The organism is Streptomyces sp. NPDC037273 (assembly GCF_055603625.1).
The window spans coordinates 563,579-580,289 of the sequence record NZ_JBVJVO010000001.1 but is presented as its reverse complement, the minus strand read 5'-3'; the positions used below and the strand labels follow the sequence as shown (position 1 = coordinate 580,289).

Genomic DNA, 16,711 nt, shown 5'->3' with positions numbered 1-16,711 from the left:
GGGTCACAGCTCCTTGGCGTAGGTGTCCTGGTAGCCGGCCCGGCCCCCGAAGACGTTCAGTCCGACGTGCCCTGCGGTGTAGGTGGCGGCCTGGTCGGTGTGGTCGATGATCCGGTCGCCGTCGAGGAAGACCTGGACGCGGGTGCCCTGGTGGACGACCCGGAGATGGTACGTCGTCCCGTGGCGCAGCGGCGCGGGGACGCGGGCGAGGGCCGCGGCGTCCTCGAAGGTGCCGGCGCGCCGGACGACGAGCCGGACGGCCCGCAGGTCGGGGTCGACGTTGAGGACGTAGCCGTCGGCGCCGTCGGCCGAGGCCCGCCACAGCACGGAGGCCGCGCCCCGGGTGCCGTCGGGGCCGCCGAGCCGCAGCAGCGTGGTGAGTTCGAGGTCGCCGAAGCGGCGCGTGGACATCGCGTCGCTGTCGCGGTCGAAGGTGGCGGTGTACCCGGCGCCGGTGGCCTCCCAGCGTCCGGCGGGCACGGCGGTGAGGCCGCCGAGGTCGGTGCGGAACTCGCCGGGCGGCGGGGCCGCCGGCAGTGCCGGGAGGGTGTCGGTGAGCCGGCAGGTGGAGGCGAGGCGGTGGAGGGCGAGTTCGGCGATGCGGACGGTGCCGCCCTCGGCGGTGAAGCCGATCCCGTCGGCGTCGGGGTCGGGCAGCACCAGGCTGGTGACGACGGCCTCGCCCGCGCCGCCGAAGACCTCCACGGAGGAGGAGTCGACGAGGATCCGCAGGCGGACCGTGCGGCTGCCGTCGGGCCGGGTGGTCGCGGCGAGCGGGGCCTCGGTGCGGCCGGCGAAGTACCGGGTGAAGTCGGTGCGCCCGGAGGCGGTGCGGTCGACGAAGAGGCGCTCGCGGACGGTGTCGTAGCCGACGAGGGTGGCCTGTCCGTTCCTCGCCCGCAGCCGGAAGGCGCAGCTGGTGGCCGCGCCGGTGGCGGGCAGGGCCAGTTCGGTCTCGATCTCGTAGGTGGTGCCGGTGAGTCCCGCGCAGGGGTCGGCCGTCCCGGGACCGGCCGTGAGGTCACGGCGGAGGGTGGTGTCCGTGCGCAGGGATTCCAGCTCGGCGACGGGGAGTTGGCGCAGGACGGGACCGTTCGGGCCCTGGGTGAGGGTGAGTTCGCGCGGGATGCTGTGCTGGCCGTTCCAGCGGCCGGTGGGAGCGCTGAAGGGGTAGTCCCAGTTGGTGGTCCAGCCGAGCCAGACCCTGCGTCCGTCGGTCATGTGGTCGAAGCTGATGGCCGCGTAGAAGTCCCGGCCGTGGTCGCTGCGGGGCGCGGGTCCGGGGGCCTGGTCGGCGGTGAAGGCGGTGCCGTCCCAGTGGCCGGTGAGGTAGCGGGCGGTGGAGCCTTCGGTGGCGCGGGCGGCGCCGGTGCTCAGGGTGAGGACCCAGACGGTGCGGGCGGGGTCGCCGTCGACGGCGAGCGGGAAGAGGTCCGGGCATTCCCAGACCCCGCCGCCGGCCGGCCAGGGCCCGTATCCGAAGGAGCTGGTGTGCGTCCAGTGCAGCAGGTCGCGGGAGGTGAGGAAGCGTACGTGGTCGCCGCCGGACACCACCATGACCCACTGGTCGCGTGCCTCGTCCCTGACGACCTTCGGATCGCGGAAGTCCCAGCCGCCGTCCGGGCCGCCGGGGTTGCCGACGAGCGGTTCGGGTCCTCCGTACCACTGCCAGGAGCGGCCCCGGTCGGTGCTGTAGGCGGCGCGCACCGACTGGTTCCCGCCGACCCTGTCCGGGTGGTAGCTGGTGTAGTAGGCGATCAGACCGGGGCCGCCGCCGAAGAGGCCGGAGGCGTCGTCGGCGTCCACGACGGCGCAGCCCGACCAGCAGTGGCCGTGGGCGTTCCAGGTGAGGGCGTGCGGCAGCGCCCGCCAGTGGAGGAGGTCGGTGGACACGGTGTGCGCCCACTGGCCTTCGTGCTGGTGGAAGAGGTGGTACTCGCCGTCGAAGTGGACCAGCCCGTTGGGGTCGCTCGCCGGGCCGGTGCGCCGTGAGTGGTGGACTGCGGGGCGGTGGGGCTCGGTGAAGTGCTCGCGCGCGTCGGCGGCGTACAGCTCGTCGAAGTACGCGGTGCCGCCGGTCGCGACGAGTCCGACGGTGTCGCCGGTGGCCGTCGCCGGGGCGCGCAGGGTTTCGACCCCGTCCACGTACACCGTGAACTCGCCCTGGAGGAGGTGGACTTCGATGCGGAACGGGGTGCCGGTGCGCAGCGGGCGGACGGGTGGTGGCGCCGTGGCGAGCACGGTGCGGCGGGCGTGGTCGAGGAGGCGTACGGTGCCGGTGGCGGTGTCGAGGACGGTCTCGTGGCCGCGTACGAGGAGCCCGGCGGCGCTCGCGCCGGCGAGCCGTACGTCGGCGGAGGCGATGAGGTCGGGGCCGGCCGGAGCGGGTGCGGTCCGTATGCCGTCGGCGCCGCGCAGGCCCTTGAGGTCCCGGGTCCAGCTGCCGGAGTGGGTGGTGGCGCCGGGGAGTTCGCCGTGCGGGCCGGCCGTGGTGACGTTGTCGTAGGTGACCCGGCCGTTGTAGGCGAGGAGGCCGTGGCGGCCGGAGAGGTGCGGGTCGGGCGCCGGGTCCTCGGTGTCGATGACGGGCGCGTAGCCGTCGGGGCGGAGGAAGTCGCTCTGCCAGTGGACGCGCAGCCTGCGGCCCTCGGCCTCGACGCGGAGCCGGTGGACGGTGCCGGGGGCGATCGGGGTGGCGTACGTGCCGAGGGTGACGTTTCCGTCGATGCGGTAGAGGCGGAGGCGGCCCTGGTTGGGGTCGGCCTCGACGGCGTAGCCGCGGGTCCCGGCGGTGTCGGTGCGGACGAGGAGCGCGGCGACGGCGTACGGGTCGTGGACGAGGAGGTCGGCGCCGAGGGCGGTGTCGTGGGCTTCGTCGGCGGCGGTCGTCCGGATGTTGACGCCGGTGGGGGCGTCGGCGGCGAGTCCGAGCGGTGTCGGGGTCCAGCTGCCGCCGCCGCTGTCCGTCCAGCCGGCGAGGTCGGTGGTGACGGACCAGCCCCGGGGCGGCCCGAAGGTGATCGTGCCGTCGGCGGCGAGCAGACCTGCCTGGCCCGTGGCGTACCGGTGGTCCTCGACGGCGAGCGCCTGGCGGCCGTCGACGAAGACGGTCAGGGCCGGCCCGTCGAAGACGGCGTCGAGGGTCTCTCCGGGTCCCGCGGCACCGGTGGCGAGGGTGTCCCCGCTCGCCAGGTCGACGAGCGTGACCTGTCCGCCGGCGGGCCTGAGGAAGACGGCGTAGCCGCTGGAGCCGTCGGGTGCGGCGCGCAGGACGAGCGCGCCCCGGGCCTGCGGGGTGGCGGGATCGGCCGTGATCCGGACCGAGCATCCGGCGCGGCTTCCGACGCGGTGCTCGGTCATGGCGAGGCCGGTCCCTCCGGAGGCCGTGGCGCGCCGGCCGCCGTCGGGGGTCCGCTGCCAGCTTCCCCGGTACGGCAGGGGGTCGGGGAGCGGTGAGGTGACGGCTCCGGGGAGCGTGGGCCCGCGGCGCGCGGCGAGGGCGGGCGGCGCGGCGTGGGCGGTGCCGGGGGTGAGGACGGGCAGGAGGGCGAGTCCGCCGGCCTGGAGCAGGGAGCGGCGGCTGGGGTGGGGGTGCATGGAAGGGGCCTCCTCGGCGGTGGGGTGGCGCCTGTACGAAGGGGAGGGCCGGTGCCGGGCCTGGAGCCCGGCACCGGGCGCGGGGGCGGCGGGCCCCCGGGGTGTGTCGGCGAGCGTGCCCTTACGGCCAGAGGGGGCGCGGGGCGGTCTCGGTGGGGGCCATGTGCCAGGCGTCGAGGCGGTCGGCGCGGACGTGGCCGGCGGTGCTGAGGGAGACGCCGATGGCCTCGGCGGGGCGCGTCGGGTAGACGCGGGCGGCGAGGGCGCGGCCGTTGGCGAAGATCTCCAGGGCCGAGTGGTCGACGAGGACCCGGAGTTCGACGGTGCCCTCGGGGGTGAACGGCAGGTCGCCGTGGCGGGGGGTGCGGTCGGTGTCCGGGTCGAGGCTGCTCGTCTCGCGGTGCAGCCGGAGGGTTCCCGAGGTGCCGGAGGGGTCGCGGGTGACTTCGACGACGGTCCGTTCGGTGCGGTCGGGGGTCTCCCGTACGGCGAGCCGTGCCGTGGCACCCGGGGCGAGGCGCAGGGTCGCCTCCAGGTCGAGCTGGTCGCCCCGGATCGCGTCCAGGTCGGCGTCTCCCTCGAAGGGGCCGAGGTGGACGTGGTTCCGGCGCAGCCGGGCCAGTTCGGGTACGGGGGTCTGGGCGAGGGCGCCGTCGGCTCCCCGGGTGACGAGGCGCGGCAGGGACATGACGCCGGACCAGCCGGCGCGGGCGGTGGCCTCTTCGCCGCGGCCCTCCTGGAGCCAGCCGAACATGATCCGGCGGCCCTGGGCGTCGCACGTCGACTGGGGTGCGTAGAAGTGGTTCTGGCCGTAGTCGAGGCGGTGCAGGGCGCTCGGTTCGAAGCGGTCGCCCTCGTACCTGCCCGTCCAGTAGAGCGGGTGGTGGGTGGTGCCCTCGTCCCAGGCGGAGAAGGCGAGGACGTCGGTGCCGTCGACCCGGAAGAGGTCGACGCACTCCCACATGGTGCCGGTCCAGTCGGGGTCGGCGTCGGTGCCGTGGCCGGCGTCGCCGGTGAGGAGCGGGCCGAGGTACCGCCAGTGGCGCAGGTCTGCGGACTCGTACAGGAAGGCGGTCCCGCCCCGGCCGCGGATGCCGGAGCCGACGAGCTGGCGCCAGACGTCGCCCTCCCGCCAGACGCAGTGGTCGCGGTACGCGGTGATGTCGACGCCGGACGGCGGTGCGGCGATCACCGGGTTGGCCGGGTCCTTGGTCCAGTGGCGCAGGTCCGGGCTTCCGGTGGCGACGCAGGGGAGTTCGCGGTCCCCGTGGCGGCCGGAGTAGACGAGGGTGGGCACTCCCCCGTCGTCGACGAGGACGCCGGACCAGCAGCCGTCACGGTCGGGGCCCGTGGTGCCGGGGACGAGGGCGACGGGTTCGTCGGTCCAGGTGACGAGGTCGGTGCTGGTGGCGTGGCCCCAGTGGATGCGGTGGTGGGCGGGGGCGAGCGGGTTGTACTGGTAGAAGAGGTGGTAGACGCCGTTCCAGTGGGTGAGCCCGTTGGGGTCGTTGAGCCAGCCGCCGGGCGAGGTGAAGTGGAACCGGGGCCGGTGCGGGTCGCGGAAGGCGCGTTCGGCGAGGCTTTCCTCGACGGCGGGGGCGATCAGGTCGTGTGTCATGCGGCGGTGTTCTCGGCTTCCGGGGAGGCGTCGTCGGCGGGCTGGAGCGCTCGTCGGGCGATCTCGTGGGCGGGCGCGTAGAGGTGGCAGCGCACCCAGTGCGGCTGCCCTCCGTCCTCGCCGACGGTGTGGCGTACCGGGGTGGTGGCGCTGCACGTGCCGTCGTCGTACGGGCAGGAGTCGGGCGTCAGCACGGCGGCCCGCAGCCGGGCGCGTTCGGCCTTGTCGTAGCCGGTGCGGCGCTCGGGGTCAGGGACGGCGGAGAGCAGCAGCCGGGTGTAGGGGTGGGCGGGGGCGTCCATGACGGCGAGCGCGTCGCCGCCTTCGACGAGTTCACCGGCGAACATCACGGCGGTCGTGTCGGCGAGGTAGCGCGCGGAGCCCAGGTCGTGGGTGATGTGCAGCATCGAGAGGCCGCGTTCCTCGCGCAGCCGGCGCATCAGGTTGAGCACGCCGACGCGGACCGAGACGTCGAGCATCGAGGTCGGCTCGTCGGCGAGGAGGACGCTCGGTTCGACGGCGACGGCGCGGGCGATGGCGACGCGCTGGCGCTGACCGCCGGAGAGTTCGTGGGGGTGGGCGTCGAGCATGTCGGCGGTCAGTCCGACCTCTTCCATGAGGGCGGCGAGCCGGCCCCGGTCGGCTTGGTGTCCGTGCAGGACGAGCGCGCGGGTGAGGAAGTGGTCGATGCGGTGGACGGGGTTGAGGGAGCCGAACGGGTCCTGGAACACCATCTGGACCTTGCCGCGGTACGTGCGGGAGGCGCGGCGGGGCTCGGTGCGCAGCACGTCCTCGCCGTCCAGGATGATCCGCCCTGAGGTGGGCCGTTCGAGGCGGGCGAGGCAGCGGGCGATCGTGGACTTGCCGCTGCCGGACTCGCCGACGAGGGCGGTGATCCGTCCCCGTTCGAGGTCCAGGTCGACGCCGGCGACGGCCCTGACCTTGCGCCGCGAGAAGACGCCGCCGACCGGGAAGTCCTTGGTGAGGCCGCGTATCTGGAGGAGTGTCATCGGGTGGCGCCTCCGGTGAGGGCCGCCCAGCGGCCGGGAGCGAGCTCGCGCAGGTCGGGGATGTTCGTCGAGCAGTCGGCACGGTCGTCGGGGCAGCGGGGGTGGAAGCCGCAGCCGCCCTCGGCGCGCGTGGCGTCGAAGAGCCCGGTGAGTTCCCTGCGCGGGCCGGTGAGCGGCGGGAAGGCGCTCATCAGCGCCTCGGTGTACGGGTGGAGGGGGCGGGCGAACAGCTCGGCGGCGGGGGCGAGTTCGACGAGGCGTCCGCCGTACATGACGCCCATCCGGTCCGACAGCTCGACCATCAGGGACATGTCGTGGGTGATGAAGAGCACGGAGAAGCCGAGGGCGCGCTGGAGTTCGCGGATCTGCCCCATGATCTCCTGCTGGACGACGACGTCGAGCGCGGTCGTCGGCTCGTCCAGGATGAGCAGGCGGGGCTTGAGGGCGACGGCCATGGCGATGACGACGCGCTGGCGCATGCCCCCGGAGAGCTGGTGGGGGTAGGCCTTCAGCCGGTCGGGGCCGATGCCGACGAGGGCGAGGAGTTCGGCGGACCGCTCGCGGGCGGCCCGCTTCCGCAGCTTCTCGTGGGTGGTGAGGATGTCGCCGATCTGCTCGCCGATGGTGAGGACGGGGTTGAGCGAGTTCATCGCGGACTGGAAGACCATGGCGATCTCGCGCCAGCGGAAGGCCCGCAGGGTGCGGGCGTCCATGGCGAGGACGTCGCGCCCCTGGAAGGTGACGGAGCCCGCGGTGATCTCGGCGGGCGGCTTGAGGAGCCGCATGACGGCGTTGGCGACGGTCGACTTGCCGCAGCCCGACTCTCCGGCGAGGCCGAAGACCTCGCCGGCGCCGATGGAGAAGGAGACGCCGTCGGCGCCGATGGTGCCGCGGCCTTCGCTCCGGTACTCGACCCGCAGGTCCTTGACGTCGAGGACGTTCACTTCTTCCCCTTCCGCCGGGACCGCAGCCGTGGGTTGGTGATCTCGTCCACCGCGTAGTTGACGAGGGAGAGGGCGAAGGCGACGAGCGCGATGCAGAGGCCGGAGGGGACGAAGGCCCACCAGGCGCCGGTCATGAGGGCCCCGTCGTTGCCCGCCCAGTAGAGGTTGGTGCCCCAGCTGACGACGGAGGCGTCGCCGAGGCCGAGGAACTCCAGGCCCGCCTGGGCGCCGATGCCGAAGAGGACGCAGCCGAGCAGGGTCGTCATCACCACGGACGCCATGTTGGGCAGGATCTCCCGGAACATGACGCGCAGCGGGCGCTCCCCGCTGACCACGGCGGCGGCGACGAAGTCCTTGCCTCGGATGGAGGTGGCCTGGGCGCGCAGGACGCGGGCGGAGCCGGCCCAGCCGGTGACCGTGAGCACCAGGACGACGGTGGTGAAGCCCGGTGGCAGGAACGCGGCCAGGATGACGAGCAGCGGCAGTCCCGGGATCAGCAGGAACACGTTGGTGACGAGGGTCAGCAGGTCGTCGACGAGCTTGCCGAGATAGGCGGAGGCGAGTCCGACGAGCAGCGCGACCAGGGTGGCGGCGATGCCGACGGTGAAGCCGACGAGCAGCGAACTGCGGGTGCCGCGCAGGGTGAGCGCCAGGACGTCCTGCCCCTTGGCGGTGGTGCCGAGCCAGTGGCCGGCGGAGGGCGGGGTGGCGCCGAGGTCGGTGATGAGGGAGGGGTCGCCGGGTGCGAGGACCGGGGCGAGCAACCCGAGCAGCGCGAAGACGGCGAGCAGCAGGAGTCCGGCGCGGGCCTTGCGGTCGGCGAGCAGCCGGCGGCCGAGGCCCTTCCGGGCGGGTCGGGCGACCGGGGGCCGGGGCGGCGGCGGGTCGTGGGACACGGCGGTGGCGGTGTCCGGGGTGTCGAGGACGGACATGGCGGTGCTTCCCTCCTCAGCGGACGCGGACGCGCGGGTCGAGGCGGACGTGGACGAGGTCGACGACGAAGTTGGCGAGCAGGACGGCCGCCGTGATGGTGAGGAAGATGCCCTGCATCAGCGGGTAGTCGAGGGCCTGTACGGAGGCGAGGAGCTGGTAGCCGATGCCCGGGTAGGCGAAGACGACCTCGGTGAGGAGGGCGCCGCCGACCATGAAGCCGAGGGCCATGCCGAAGTTGGTGACGGACGGCAGCAACGCGTTGCGGGCGGCGTACCGGAACATGATCCGGGAGGGGCTGAGGCCCTTCGCCTCGGCCATGGTGATGTAGTCCTCGGCGGCCGTGGCGATCATCGTGTTCCGCATGCCGAGCATCCAGCCGCCGACGGAGACGACGACGATCGTCAGGGCCGGCAGGACGAGGTGGGTGGCGACGTTCCCGATGAAGGCGGCGTCGAGGCCGGGCACGAGCCCGACGTCGTACGCGTGGCGCAGCGGGAACCAGCCGAGCGTGACGCCGAAGAGGTACAGGGCGCCCATCGCCAGCCAGAAGTAGGGGAACGAGCCGACGAAGATCAGCAGCGGCGGGAAGGCGGAGTCGAGGACGCCGCCGCGCCGCCAGGCGGCGAGCACGCCCAGGACGTTGCCGAGGACGGCGGCGACCACCAGGGCGGTGACGCCGAGGAGCAGGGTCCAGCCGATCTGGGAGCCGATGACCTCGGAGACCGGGGTCGGGAAACGCGAGATGGAGATGCCGAGGTCGCCGGTGGCGACGCTGTGGAGGTAGTCGACGTACTGCCGCCACAGCGGGCGGTGGTCGAGACCGAAGAGTTTCTGCAACTGGGCGATCTGTTCGGGCTGCATCGTCCCCTGGGCCTGCGCGAACATCCGGGACACCGGGTCTCCGGGCATGACGCGCGGCAGCAGGAAATTGAGGGTGACGGAAGCCCAGAAGGCGATCAGGTAGAACCCCAGGTTGCGCAGGACGAGACGCACTGCTCTTCTCCCTGTCGGGGTACGGGGGCCCCGGCGGCGAGCACCGGGGCCGCTGGGGATCAGCCCTTGACGGGCCGGAGGGAGGTGAGCACGAGGACGGTGGTCACGGACCGGTTGGAGAGGGTCGCGTAGGGGTCGTCCTTGGTCGGCCAGCCGGTGAAGCGGGCGTCGGTGTAGGCGCCCCACTCGGGTCCGGGGAAGAGCGGCACGACGGGTGCGTCGGCGGCGAACAGCTTCTGGAGCTCCGCGGCCCTGGCCCGCTGGGCCGCGGGGTCGGTGGTGGCGGCGAAGGCGTCGATGAGGCGGTCGGCCTTCGGGTCGCCGAAGCGGTGGTAGTTCTCGGTGGCCTTCTCGCCGACCGGCTTGACGGTGCCGGTGCTCATGGCGCCGCGGTAGAACTCGTACGGGGTGGCGCCGTTGTTGCTCCAGACGATGCCGCTGTCGAAGTCGCCGGTCTCGTAGCCGGCGACGACCGCGGACCAGTCCGGGGACTTCACGGTGGCGGTGACGCCGACCTCGGCGAGGTCCTGCTTGATGATGTTGGCGACCGAGATCCAGTCGGAGGAGGCGGAGCCGACGGAGATGTCGAGGGTGAGCGGCTTGCCGTCCTTGCCGGTCCGCTTGCCGTCGGCGCCGCGCCGGTAGCCGGCCGTGTCGAGGGCCTTCGCCGCGGCGGCGGTGTCGTGGCCGGTCCAGTCGCAGGAGGCGGCGACGGTCTTGTCGCGCCAGGCGTCGTAGGCGTGGGAGAGGCCGGTGCAGTCGGCGGGGGTGCTGTAGCCGTTCATGGCGACCTTGGCGATCTTCTCGCGGTCGACGGCGCGGCTGAGCGCCTTGCGCAGGGCGGGGTCGTCGAAGGGCGCCCTGGCCGTGTTCAGCTGCCAGTTGATCATCGCGCCGGTGGTGGGGAACCAGTAGTGGTTCGTCTTCGGGTTCTTCGCGACGAAGGACTTCTCGATGTCGGGGATGAACGCCTGGGTCCAGTCGACCTCGCCGTTGGTGAAGGCGAGGTTGGCGCTGTCGTTGCCGGAGAAGGCGAGCAGCCGTATGCCGGCGATCCGCTGCTTCTCGGCCTGCCAGTACGAGGGGTTCCTGCGGAGCTCGTAGGACTGGCTCTGGAAGGCCTGGACCTGGGTGTACGGGCCGGTGCCGACGGGGGTGGGGTTGGTGTCCCTCGCGGGGTCGGCGATCTTCGACCAGATGTGCTGGGGGACGATGAAGTGGCCGGCGATCTCGTACAGGGCCGGGGAGAACGGCTTGGTGAGGTGGAAGGTGACCTTCCGGGGGCTGTCGGCCGTCACCCGGCCGAGGTACTCGAAGCCGCCGAGCAGCTTCTTCTGGAGTGCGAAGGTGTGGACGACGTCCTCGGCGGCGAACGGCTTGCCGTCGGACCACTTCACGCCCTCGCGGAGGGTGAAGGTGACGGACTTCCCGTCGGCGGCCTGGCTCCACTCGGTGGCCAGCCAGGGCGTGTCCTTGCCGTCGGCCGGGTTGTGGACCATCAGCGGTTCGTAGACCGCCTCCTTGGTCATCGGCGCGGCCTTGGGCGAGAACGGGTTGAAGTTCCGCGTGAAGGTGCCCATGTCCTCGCGCGGGATGGTGAGGAGCTGGTTGCCGGAGGTGTCTCCGGCGCCGGTCGCTCCCGCGCCGCCGGAGCAGCCGGTCAGGACCAGGGCGGCCGCCGCGGCGGACGCCACGAGGGCGGGGCGGAGCCCCCGCGGGGCTCGGCCGCGGGCAGGGGAGGGTGTCATAATGGTGGCTCTTTCCTCTCTTCAACTCACAGGACGAAGACGGGACGAGATGACTCGACGGGCCTGATTCGCGGTCAGACCGACGAGCGTTCGAGCAGCGGGCAGTCGACCGTCACCCTGAGGGTGTCGAGCGGCTGCCCCGCTGCGAGGGCGGCCAGCATGTCCACGCCCTTGGCGCCCATCGCCTCGAACGGCAGGGCGAGCGTGGTCAGCTTGGGCCGCAGGTAGGCGGCGATCAGTTCCTGGTTGTCGTAGCCCACCACGGCCACGTCGTCCGGGATCCGCAGCCCACGTTCCTTGATGGCGTCGTAGGCTCCCATGGCCATCCGGTCGTTGCCGCAGAACAGCGCGGTCGGCCGGTCGGCACGGTCGAGAAGTTCGCAGGCGGCGGTGTACCCGCCGTCCGCGGTGGCGTGGCCGGAGACGACCAGGGCCGGGTCGAGCGGCAGACCGGCCTCGCGCAGTGCCCGCTCGTACCCCTCCCGCCGTCCGACGGCGGCCGGGATGTCCGGGTCGAGGTTGATGAACCCGATGCGCTCGTGTCCGGCCTCGACGAGCCGGCGCGCCGCCCGGTGACCTCCGGTGACCTCGTCGGGCACGACGGAGGGCAGTTCCCCTTCGGCGTCGTAGCAGTTCACGAGGACGGTGGGGACCTCGCGGGCCGCCTTCGGCAGGGTGACCGCCCGGTGCCAGGTCGTGGCGTAGAGCAGTCCCTCCACCCGCTGTTCGAGCAGCTTGTCGAGAGCCGCCGCCTCCTGGGCCCGGTCCCCCTCGCTCGCGGCGATCAGCAGGAACTTGCGGTCGAGCCAGGCACGGTCCTGGGCGCCCTTGATGACGTCGACGGCGAAGGGAGCCGTGACGATCTCGGTGATCAGCCCGTACCACTCGCTCCGCTGGGCCGCGAGGGCGCGCGCCCCGGCGTTCGGCCGGTAGCCGAGCTCGTCGATCGCGGCCAGGATCCGCCGTCTGGTCTCGTCCGGGATGGCGGCGCCCGGCCGGTCGTTCAGGACGAACGACACCGCCGTGCGCGAGACCCCCGCCCGTCGCGCGACATCACTCATGGTCACGCTACGAGGACTGCCGGCCGCCATGTCGTCTCCCCCTGCCCTTGGCCGCTTCTCTTCGTTACGCGCTTTAGTAACGCGCGTTAGTACGACGTTGCAGGCAAGTTACGGCCGATTTCAGGCCGCTGTCAATATCTTGTTCAGGCGCCGGCCGCGCGGCGGCGGTAGAGGACCTGGTGGGCGTCCCATTCGACGAAGGACGCGGCGTGCTCCAGGCCGACGGCCGCCAGGAGGCGGCGGGAGCGGAGGTTGGCCTCCTGGGTGACGGCGACGACGCTCGGGGCGGTCTCCAGGGCGCGGGCGACGGCCGCGGCGACCGCCTCACGGGCGTAGCCGTGGCCCCAGTGCTCGGGCAGGAACTGGTAGGAGACCTCCGTCTCGCCGCCGTGCCCGGCGTCCTCCAGCGTGACGAGGCCGAGCAGCACGCCGTCCTCGGCGCGGACGACGGCGTGGAAGCCGGGCGCGCCGACGATACGGCTCTGCCGTATCCGGATGACCGAGTCGATCACGGGCCCGCCGAGGTGCTCGCGTACGGCGGGATCGGTCCACAGACGCGTCACGGCCGGGACGTCCGCGCTCCGGACGGGCCGCAGCACCAGGCGCTCGGTGACGAGCGGCTGGTGCCGGGTGGGGTGCGGGGTGACGGTCACGCCTTCGATCATCTCAGGACCGGGGCGCGGCCCGGGACCCGCGCGCGGGTCAGCGGCGCTCGGGGCCGCCGCCGCGGATGACGGGGACGAGGCTGCGCAGGGCGAGGCCCGCGGCGACGAGGGTGGTGGCCGCGACGACGAGGCAGAGGACGGCGATGGGGGACATCCCGCCGCCGGTGGCGGCGAGGCCGGCGCCCGAGCCGCCTACCGCGCTCGCTCCGATGGGCTTGCCGTACATGAGGGGTTCCTTCCGGTCGAGGGTGGCGTGGGGGACGGGGGCGCCTCAGGTGGCCACCCAGCGTTCCTGGCGGCGCAGGACGAGGTCGATGAGCGAGCGGGCGAAGACCAGCTGGCGGAAGACGTCGTAGAGGAGTTCCGGCACGAGCGGGAGGGCGAGGAGGACGGCCCGGCGCCCGGCGCGGCGGACGGTGAGGGTGCGTTCGAGGACGAAGATCAGCGTGATCGCGCCCCAGAACAGGGAGAAGCCCTGCCAGCCGACGGTGGCGAGCACCAGCACGGTGGCGGTGGCGAAGAGGGCGAGCGCGAGGCCGCCGAGGCCGAGCATCAGCTGCTGGCCGAAGTACGGCAGGGTGACCCGGGTCAGGCCGTAGTCGCGCAGGTTCTCCAGGGCGCCGCGCTGCCAGCGCATCCGCTGGTGCCAGAGCTTGGGGAGGGTCGGCATGACCTCGGTGACGAGCCAGCAGCCGTCGGGCGAGACGGTGCGGTGGCCGAGCGTCTTGACGGCCTTGGTGATCTCGTCGTCCTCCGTGAGCGAGGCCAGGCTGTAGTAGCCGTCGCCGCCGCCTATCCGGCCGTCCCGGCGGGCCGCGCGGACCTCGCGCAGGACGCTCGTGCGGAAGACCGTTCCGGTGCCGGTGAGGACGGTGGCCTTGTTGCCCTTGCGGTGGATCTCCAGGGCGTAGCGCTCGTACTCCATGCGCTGGAGCAGGCCGAGGATCCCGCCGCCCTCCTCGCCGTAGAAGATGCCGCCGACCGCCCCGACGGTGTCGTCCTCGTCGAGGGCGTCCACGGCGCAGTGCGCGAAGCGCGGGTTGAGGACGGTGTCGGCGTCCTGGACCAGGAGCAGTGCGTCGTCGGGGAGTTCGTCGAGGATCGCGGGGAGCGCCTGGTTGAGGGCGCCCGCCTTCTTGTCGTGGTTGGCGGAGGTGACGAAGACCTCGGCGCCGGCGCGTTCGGCGATCTCGGCCGTGAGGTCGGTGCAGTTGTCGGCGACCACGACGATCCGGTCGGGTCGGAGCTCCTGGCGGTAGAGGCCCGCCAGGGTGGCGACGATGCCGTGCTGCTCGTTGTGTGCCGGCACGACCGCGACGAGTTCCACCGCCGATTCCTTCCCTGCGTTCCGAATGTCCTGGAACGACCCTCTCGCGGCGCTGTTGCGACGAGGGTGCGGGCAGGGTGCGCCCGGGTTGCGGGACACGGGAAGGGACGTTCGGCGGGGGCGGGGAGGGGACGTCGGGCCGCGCCGGACGGGAACTCGGTCCCGTCCGGCGGGCGCCGGAGGTCAGTCGCTCGGGTGGTAGCGGTAGCCGACGCCCCGGACGGTGGCGATGCCGGTACGGCCTCCGGTCGCCTCGGCGATCTTGCGGCGGAGCCGGAGCACCGCGTACTTCACCCGCCGCGGGTCCGCGTTCACGCTCTCGCCCCACACCCGGTCGAGCAACTGCCCATGGCTCAGGACCTGTTCGGGACTGGCCACGAAGGTGGCGAGCAGGTCGAACTCGAGGGCCGTGAGATCGAGCGGCGTCCCGTCGGCACGGGCCACGCGTGTCGCCCGGTCGACCACGATCCGGTGCGCGCCGCCGCGGCCGGCGTCGGGGCCGTACCCGCCTCCGTACGGCTGCGCGGGGCGCGCGCCCGGCGCCGGCAGGAGGCGCCGGAACCGGGCGGCGACGCGGGGCAGGCCCTGCTCGCGGGAGAGCGCGTACGTGATGTAGTCGTCGGCCCCGGTGCGGTAGGCGCGGGCCGCGTCCACCTCGATGTACACCGGGGCGACGACCACGATCGGCATCGCGCAGGCCTCGGCCCGCAGGTCCTCCAGGAACCGCCAGGGGTCGCAGTGCGGCAGTTCGAGGCTCAGCACCACGCCCTGCGGGGCGCGCTCGCGCAGCGCCCGCCGCGTGGCCGGCCCGTCCACGGTCTGCCGTACCTCATGGCCCTGCTCGCGCAGCATGCCGCCGACCACGTCCACCACGCGGGGGTCGTTCAGGGCGAAGAGGATCAGGGGCCGGGCGGGTCCGCCCGACTCCGGCACGACAGAGATCGACATAACAGGACAATAGGGCCACCCTCCCTCCCCGGCACGCTCCCCGGCCTGCCGTGCGCCCCACCACGCTCCCCCGGCAGCCACCGGGCGCCCCTCCCCGACGGGTCCTGGACCCATCGGCCGAACGGTCATCGGTTCCCGGACCGAGGTGCGGGTGGCGCCCGTCCGGCCACCATGAGCGTCATGCGTATCGGAATCCTCGGAACAGGACACGTAGGTCAGGCCCTCGCGGAGGCGTGGGCCCGGACCGGACACGAGGTGGTCATCGGGTCGCGGCGCCCGGACGACCCGGCCCTCCAGGCGGAGCTGAAGGGGCTCGTCGCCGCCGGATCACGGATCGTGGACCTCGCCGCGGCCGTCGCCCACGGCGAGGTCGTCGTGAACGCCACCCCGGGTACGGCCTCCACGGCCCTCCTGCGCACCATCGGGGCCCCCGCCCTCGCCGGCAAGGTCCTCCTCGACGTGGCCGTCGGCTTCCTGCCGGACGGCACGCCCTCGCACCCCGGCGTCAGCCTCGGCGAGGAGATCCAGGAGGCCTTCCCCGCCACCCGGGTCGTGAAGACCGTCTCCACCATCGACCGCGGCGTGATGGTCGCCCCCGACTCCCTTGAGGGCCCGAGCACCGTCTTCCTCTCCGGCGACGACCCGGTCGCGAAGCGGGTCGTCGGCGGTCTCCTCGGCGATCTGGGGTGGCCCGACGACTCGCTCCTCGACCTCGGCCCCATCGCCACCGCGCGCGGCCAGGAGCACTTCGCCGACCTCTTCGTCGCCATCGCCCGGTCCACCGGCACCTACGAGTTCGGCATCCGGGTCGTCCTCCCGGCGACAACCCGGCCCTGACGCGGCCGGCGCCCGGTGCTCCGCATCACTGGGCGTCGCGCAGCCGCAGGAGGTAGGTCGCGGTCACGGCGACGGCGCGGTCCTCGTCGTGCGACAGCTCTTCGAGGGCCCGGGTGGCCGGCGCCCCCGGGACGGCCGCCAGCGCCTGGGTGAGGCGCCCCCGGGCAGAGGCCCCGGTCGCGTCTTGGGCGAGACGGCCGACGACGGCGGCGGCGATCAGGTCGGCCGTCGCCCCGTCGCCGGCGAGGACGCTGAGCGCGTCGGCCGCGTCGGTGTCGTTCCGGCCGTCCACGATCATCTCGATGAGCGTCGGGACGACGTCGGCCTCGCCGCGGGTCCCGAGCGCCAGGGCGGCATGGCCGTGGACGACGGGATCGGGGTGTTCGAGGGCCTGGCGCACCAGCGCGGCGGCCTCGTCGCCGGGCAGCGCGGCGAGGGACCGGACGGCCTGTTCCCGCACCGCGGCCTCCGGCGATTCCAGGCCTCGCGCGAGGAGCACGGGGCCGCCCTGGCCCGACCGGGCCAGGGCCCAGCGGAGGGCGCCGGCGACGTTCGGCTCCGGCTCGTTCAGCAACGCCTCGACGAGCGCCTCCACCGGGACCGGCACGTCGTCGCCGGAGGCGAGGGCCGCGCGCTGGCGGGCGTCGGCGCTCGGCGAGCCGAGCGCCTGGAGCAGCGCGACGACCTGGAGGACGTCCTCCCAGCCCGCCGGGTCCGCGGCGTCGATCCGGCGCAGCCGCGTGAGCAGCTCGGTCTCGGCCGCGATGCGCTCACGCGTCCGGCTGACGAGGTCGCCGACGAGCTCCGAGGGCCGGAACCCGGGATCGTCGAGGGCACGCCCGATCTCGCGCAGCGAGAGGCCCAGCGAGCGCAGGCTCTCGATGTGGAAGATCCGCCGGATGTCGTCCCCGGAGTACTCCCGGTACCCCGAGCCCGTACGGCCCGAGGGCCGTACGAGGCCCAGCGACTCGTAGTGCCGCAGCATGCGGGCACTGACCCCGGACCGTCGCGCCACCTCACCGATCAACAC

The 16,711-nt window shown here is 73.4% G+C and carries 14 protein-coding genes; 1 reads left to right on the top strand and 13 read right to left on the bottom strand.

Translation table 11 applies throughout. From position 1 onward, the window contains the following. Positions 1-3: 3 nt before the first annotated feature. The 12 genes from ACZ7G1_RS02500 to ACZ7G1_RS02445 form a co-directional block, all read right to left on the bottom strand. Positions 4-3,597: a glycoside hydrolase family 32 protein gene (locus ACZ7G1_RS02500; RefSeq protein WP_470880018.1), complete on the bottom strand. Its 3,594-nt coding sequence runs from the start codon at positions 3,595-3,597 to the stop codon at positions 4-6. A 121-nt stretch (positions 3,598-3,718) separates the two neighbouring features. Continuing rightward, entirely contained in the window at positions 3,719-5,215 is a 1,497-nt protein-coding gene (locus ACZ7G1_RS02495; RefSeq protein ID WP_470880019.1) for a glycoside hydrolase family 32 protein, read from the bottom strand. Next, positions 5,212-6,225, bottom strand: coding sequence for an ABC transporter ATP-binding protein (locus ACZ7G1_RS02490; RefSeq protein ID WP_470880021.1), 1,014 nt, complete (start codon positions 6,223-6,225; stop codon positions 5,212-5,214). Before ACZ7G1_RS02490 ends, ACZ7G1_RS02495 begins: the two co-directional genes overlap by 4 nt. Further along, the gene (locus ACZ7G1_RS02485; RefSeq protein WP_470880022.1) at positions 6,222-7,169 is read right to left on the bottom strand and encodes an ABC transporter ATP-binding protein; all 948 of its coding nucleotides are present in this window, start codon (positions 7,167-7,169) and stop codon (positions 6,222-6,224) included. Before ACZ7G1_RS02485 ends, ACZ7G1_RS02490 begins: the two co-directional genes overlap by 4 nt. After that, complete coding sequence (locus ACZ7G1_RS02480) at positions 7,166-8,101, bottom strand: ABC transporter permease (RefSeq protein WP_470880023.1); 936 nt, start codon at positions 8,099-8,101, stop codon at positions 7,166-7,168. Before ACZ7G1_RS02480 ends, ACZ7G1_RS02485 begins: the two co-directional genes overlap by 4 nt. A 16-nt stretch (positions 8,102-8,117) precedes the next feature. Then, positions 8,118-9,095: an ABC transporter permease gene (locus ACZ7G1_RS02475; protein ID WP_470880024.1), complete on the bottom strand. Its 978-nt coding sequence runs from the start codon at positions 9,093-9,095 to the stop codon at positions 8,118-8,120. 59 nt (positions 9,096-9,154) lie between these two features. Beyond that, entirely contained in the window at positions 9,155-10,843 is a 1,689-nt protein-coding gene (locus tag ACZ7G1_RS02470; protein WP_470880026.1) for an ABC transporter substrate-binding protein, read from the bottom strand. Positions 10,844-10,917: 74 nt separating this feature from the next. Continuing rightward, positions 10,918-11,904: a LacI family DNA-binding transcriptional regulator gene (locus tag ACZ7G1_RS02465; protein WP_470880027.1), complete on the bottom strand. Its 987-nt coding sequence runs from the start codon at positions 11,902-11,904 to the stop codon at positions 10,918-10,920. A gap of 143 nt (positions 11,905-12,047) precedes the next feature. Next, on the bottom strand, positions 12,048-12,557 hold the full coding sequence (locus ACZ7G1_RS02460) for a GNAT family N-acetyltransferase (RefSeq protein WP_470880029.1): 510 nt from the start codon (positions 12,555-12,557) through the stop codon (positions 12,048-12,050). A gap of 49 nt (positions 12,558-12,606) precedes the next feature. After that, a complete protein-coding gene (locus ACZ7G1_RS02455) occupies positions 12,607-12,795 on the bottom strand; it encodes a hypothetical protein (RefSeq protein ID WP_470880031.1) in 189 nt (62 codons plus the stop codon). 45 nt (positions 12,796-12,840) lie between these two features. Beyond that, the gene (locus ACZ7G1_RS02450) at positions 12,841-13,896 is read right to left on the bottom strand and encodes a glycosyltransferase family 2 protein (RefSeq protein WP_470880032.1); all 1,056 of its coding nucleotides are present in this window, start codon (positions 13,894-13,896) and stop codon (positions 12,841-12,843) included. 183 nt (positions 13,897-14,079) lie between these two features. Next, positions 14,080-14,844: a response regulator transcription factor gene (locus ACZ7G1_RS02445; RefSeq protein ID WP_470880033.1), complete on the bottom strand. Its 765-nt coding sequence runs from the start codon at positions 14,842-14,844 to the stop codon at positions 14,080-14,082. A 180-nt stretch (positions 14,845-15,024) separates the two neighbouring features. Here ACZ7G1_RS02445 and ACZ7G1_RS02440 point away from each other — a divergent pair, with 180 nt between their 5' ends. Next, positions 15,025-15,681, top strand: coding sequence for an NADPH-dependent F420 reductase (locus tag ACZ7G1_RS02440; protein WP_470880035.1), 657 nt, complete (start codon positions 15,025-15,027; stop codon positions 15,679-15,681). Positions 15,682-15,706: 25 nt separating this feature from the next. On the opposite strand, the gene ACZ7G1_RS02435 is transcribed toward ACZ7G1_RS02440, so the two are convergent. Beyond that, positions 15,707-16,711, bottom strand: coding sequence for a MerR family transcriptional regulator (locus tag ACZ7G1_RS02435; protein WP_470880037.1), 1,005 nt, complete (start codon positions 16,709-16,711; stop codon positions 15,707-15,709).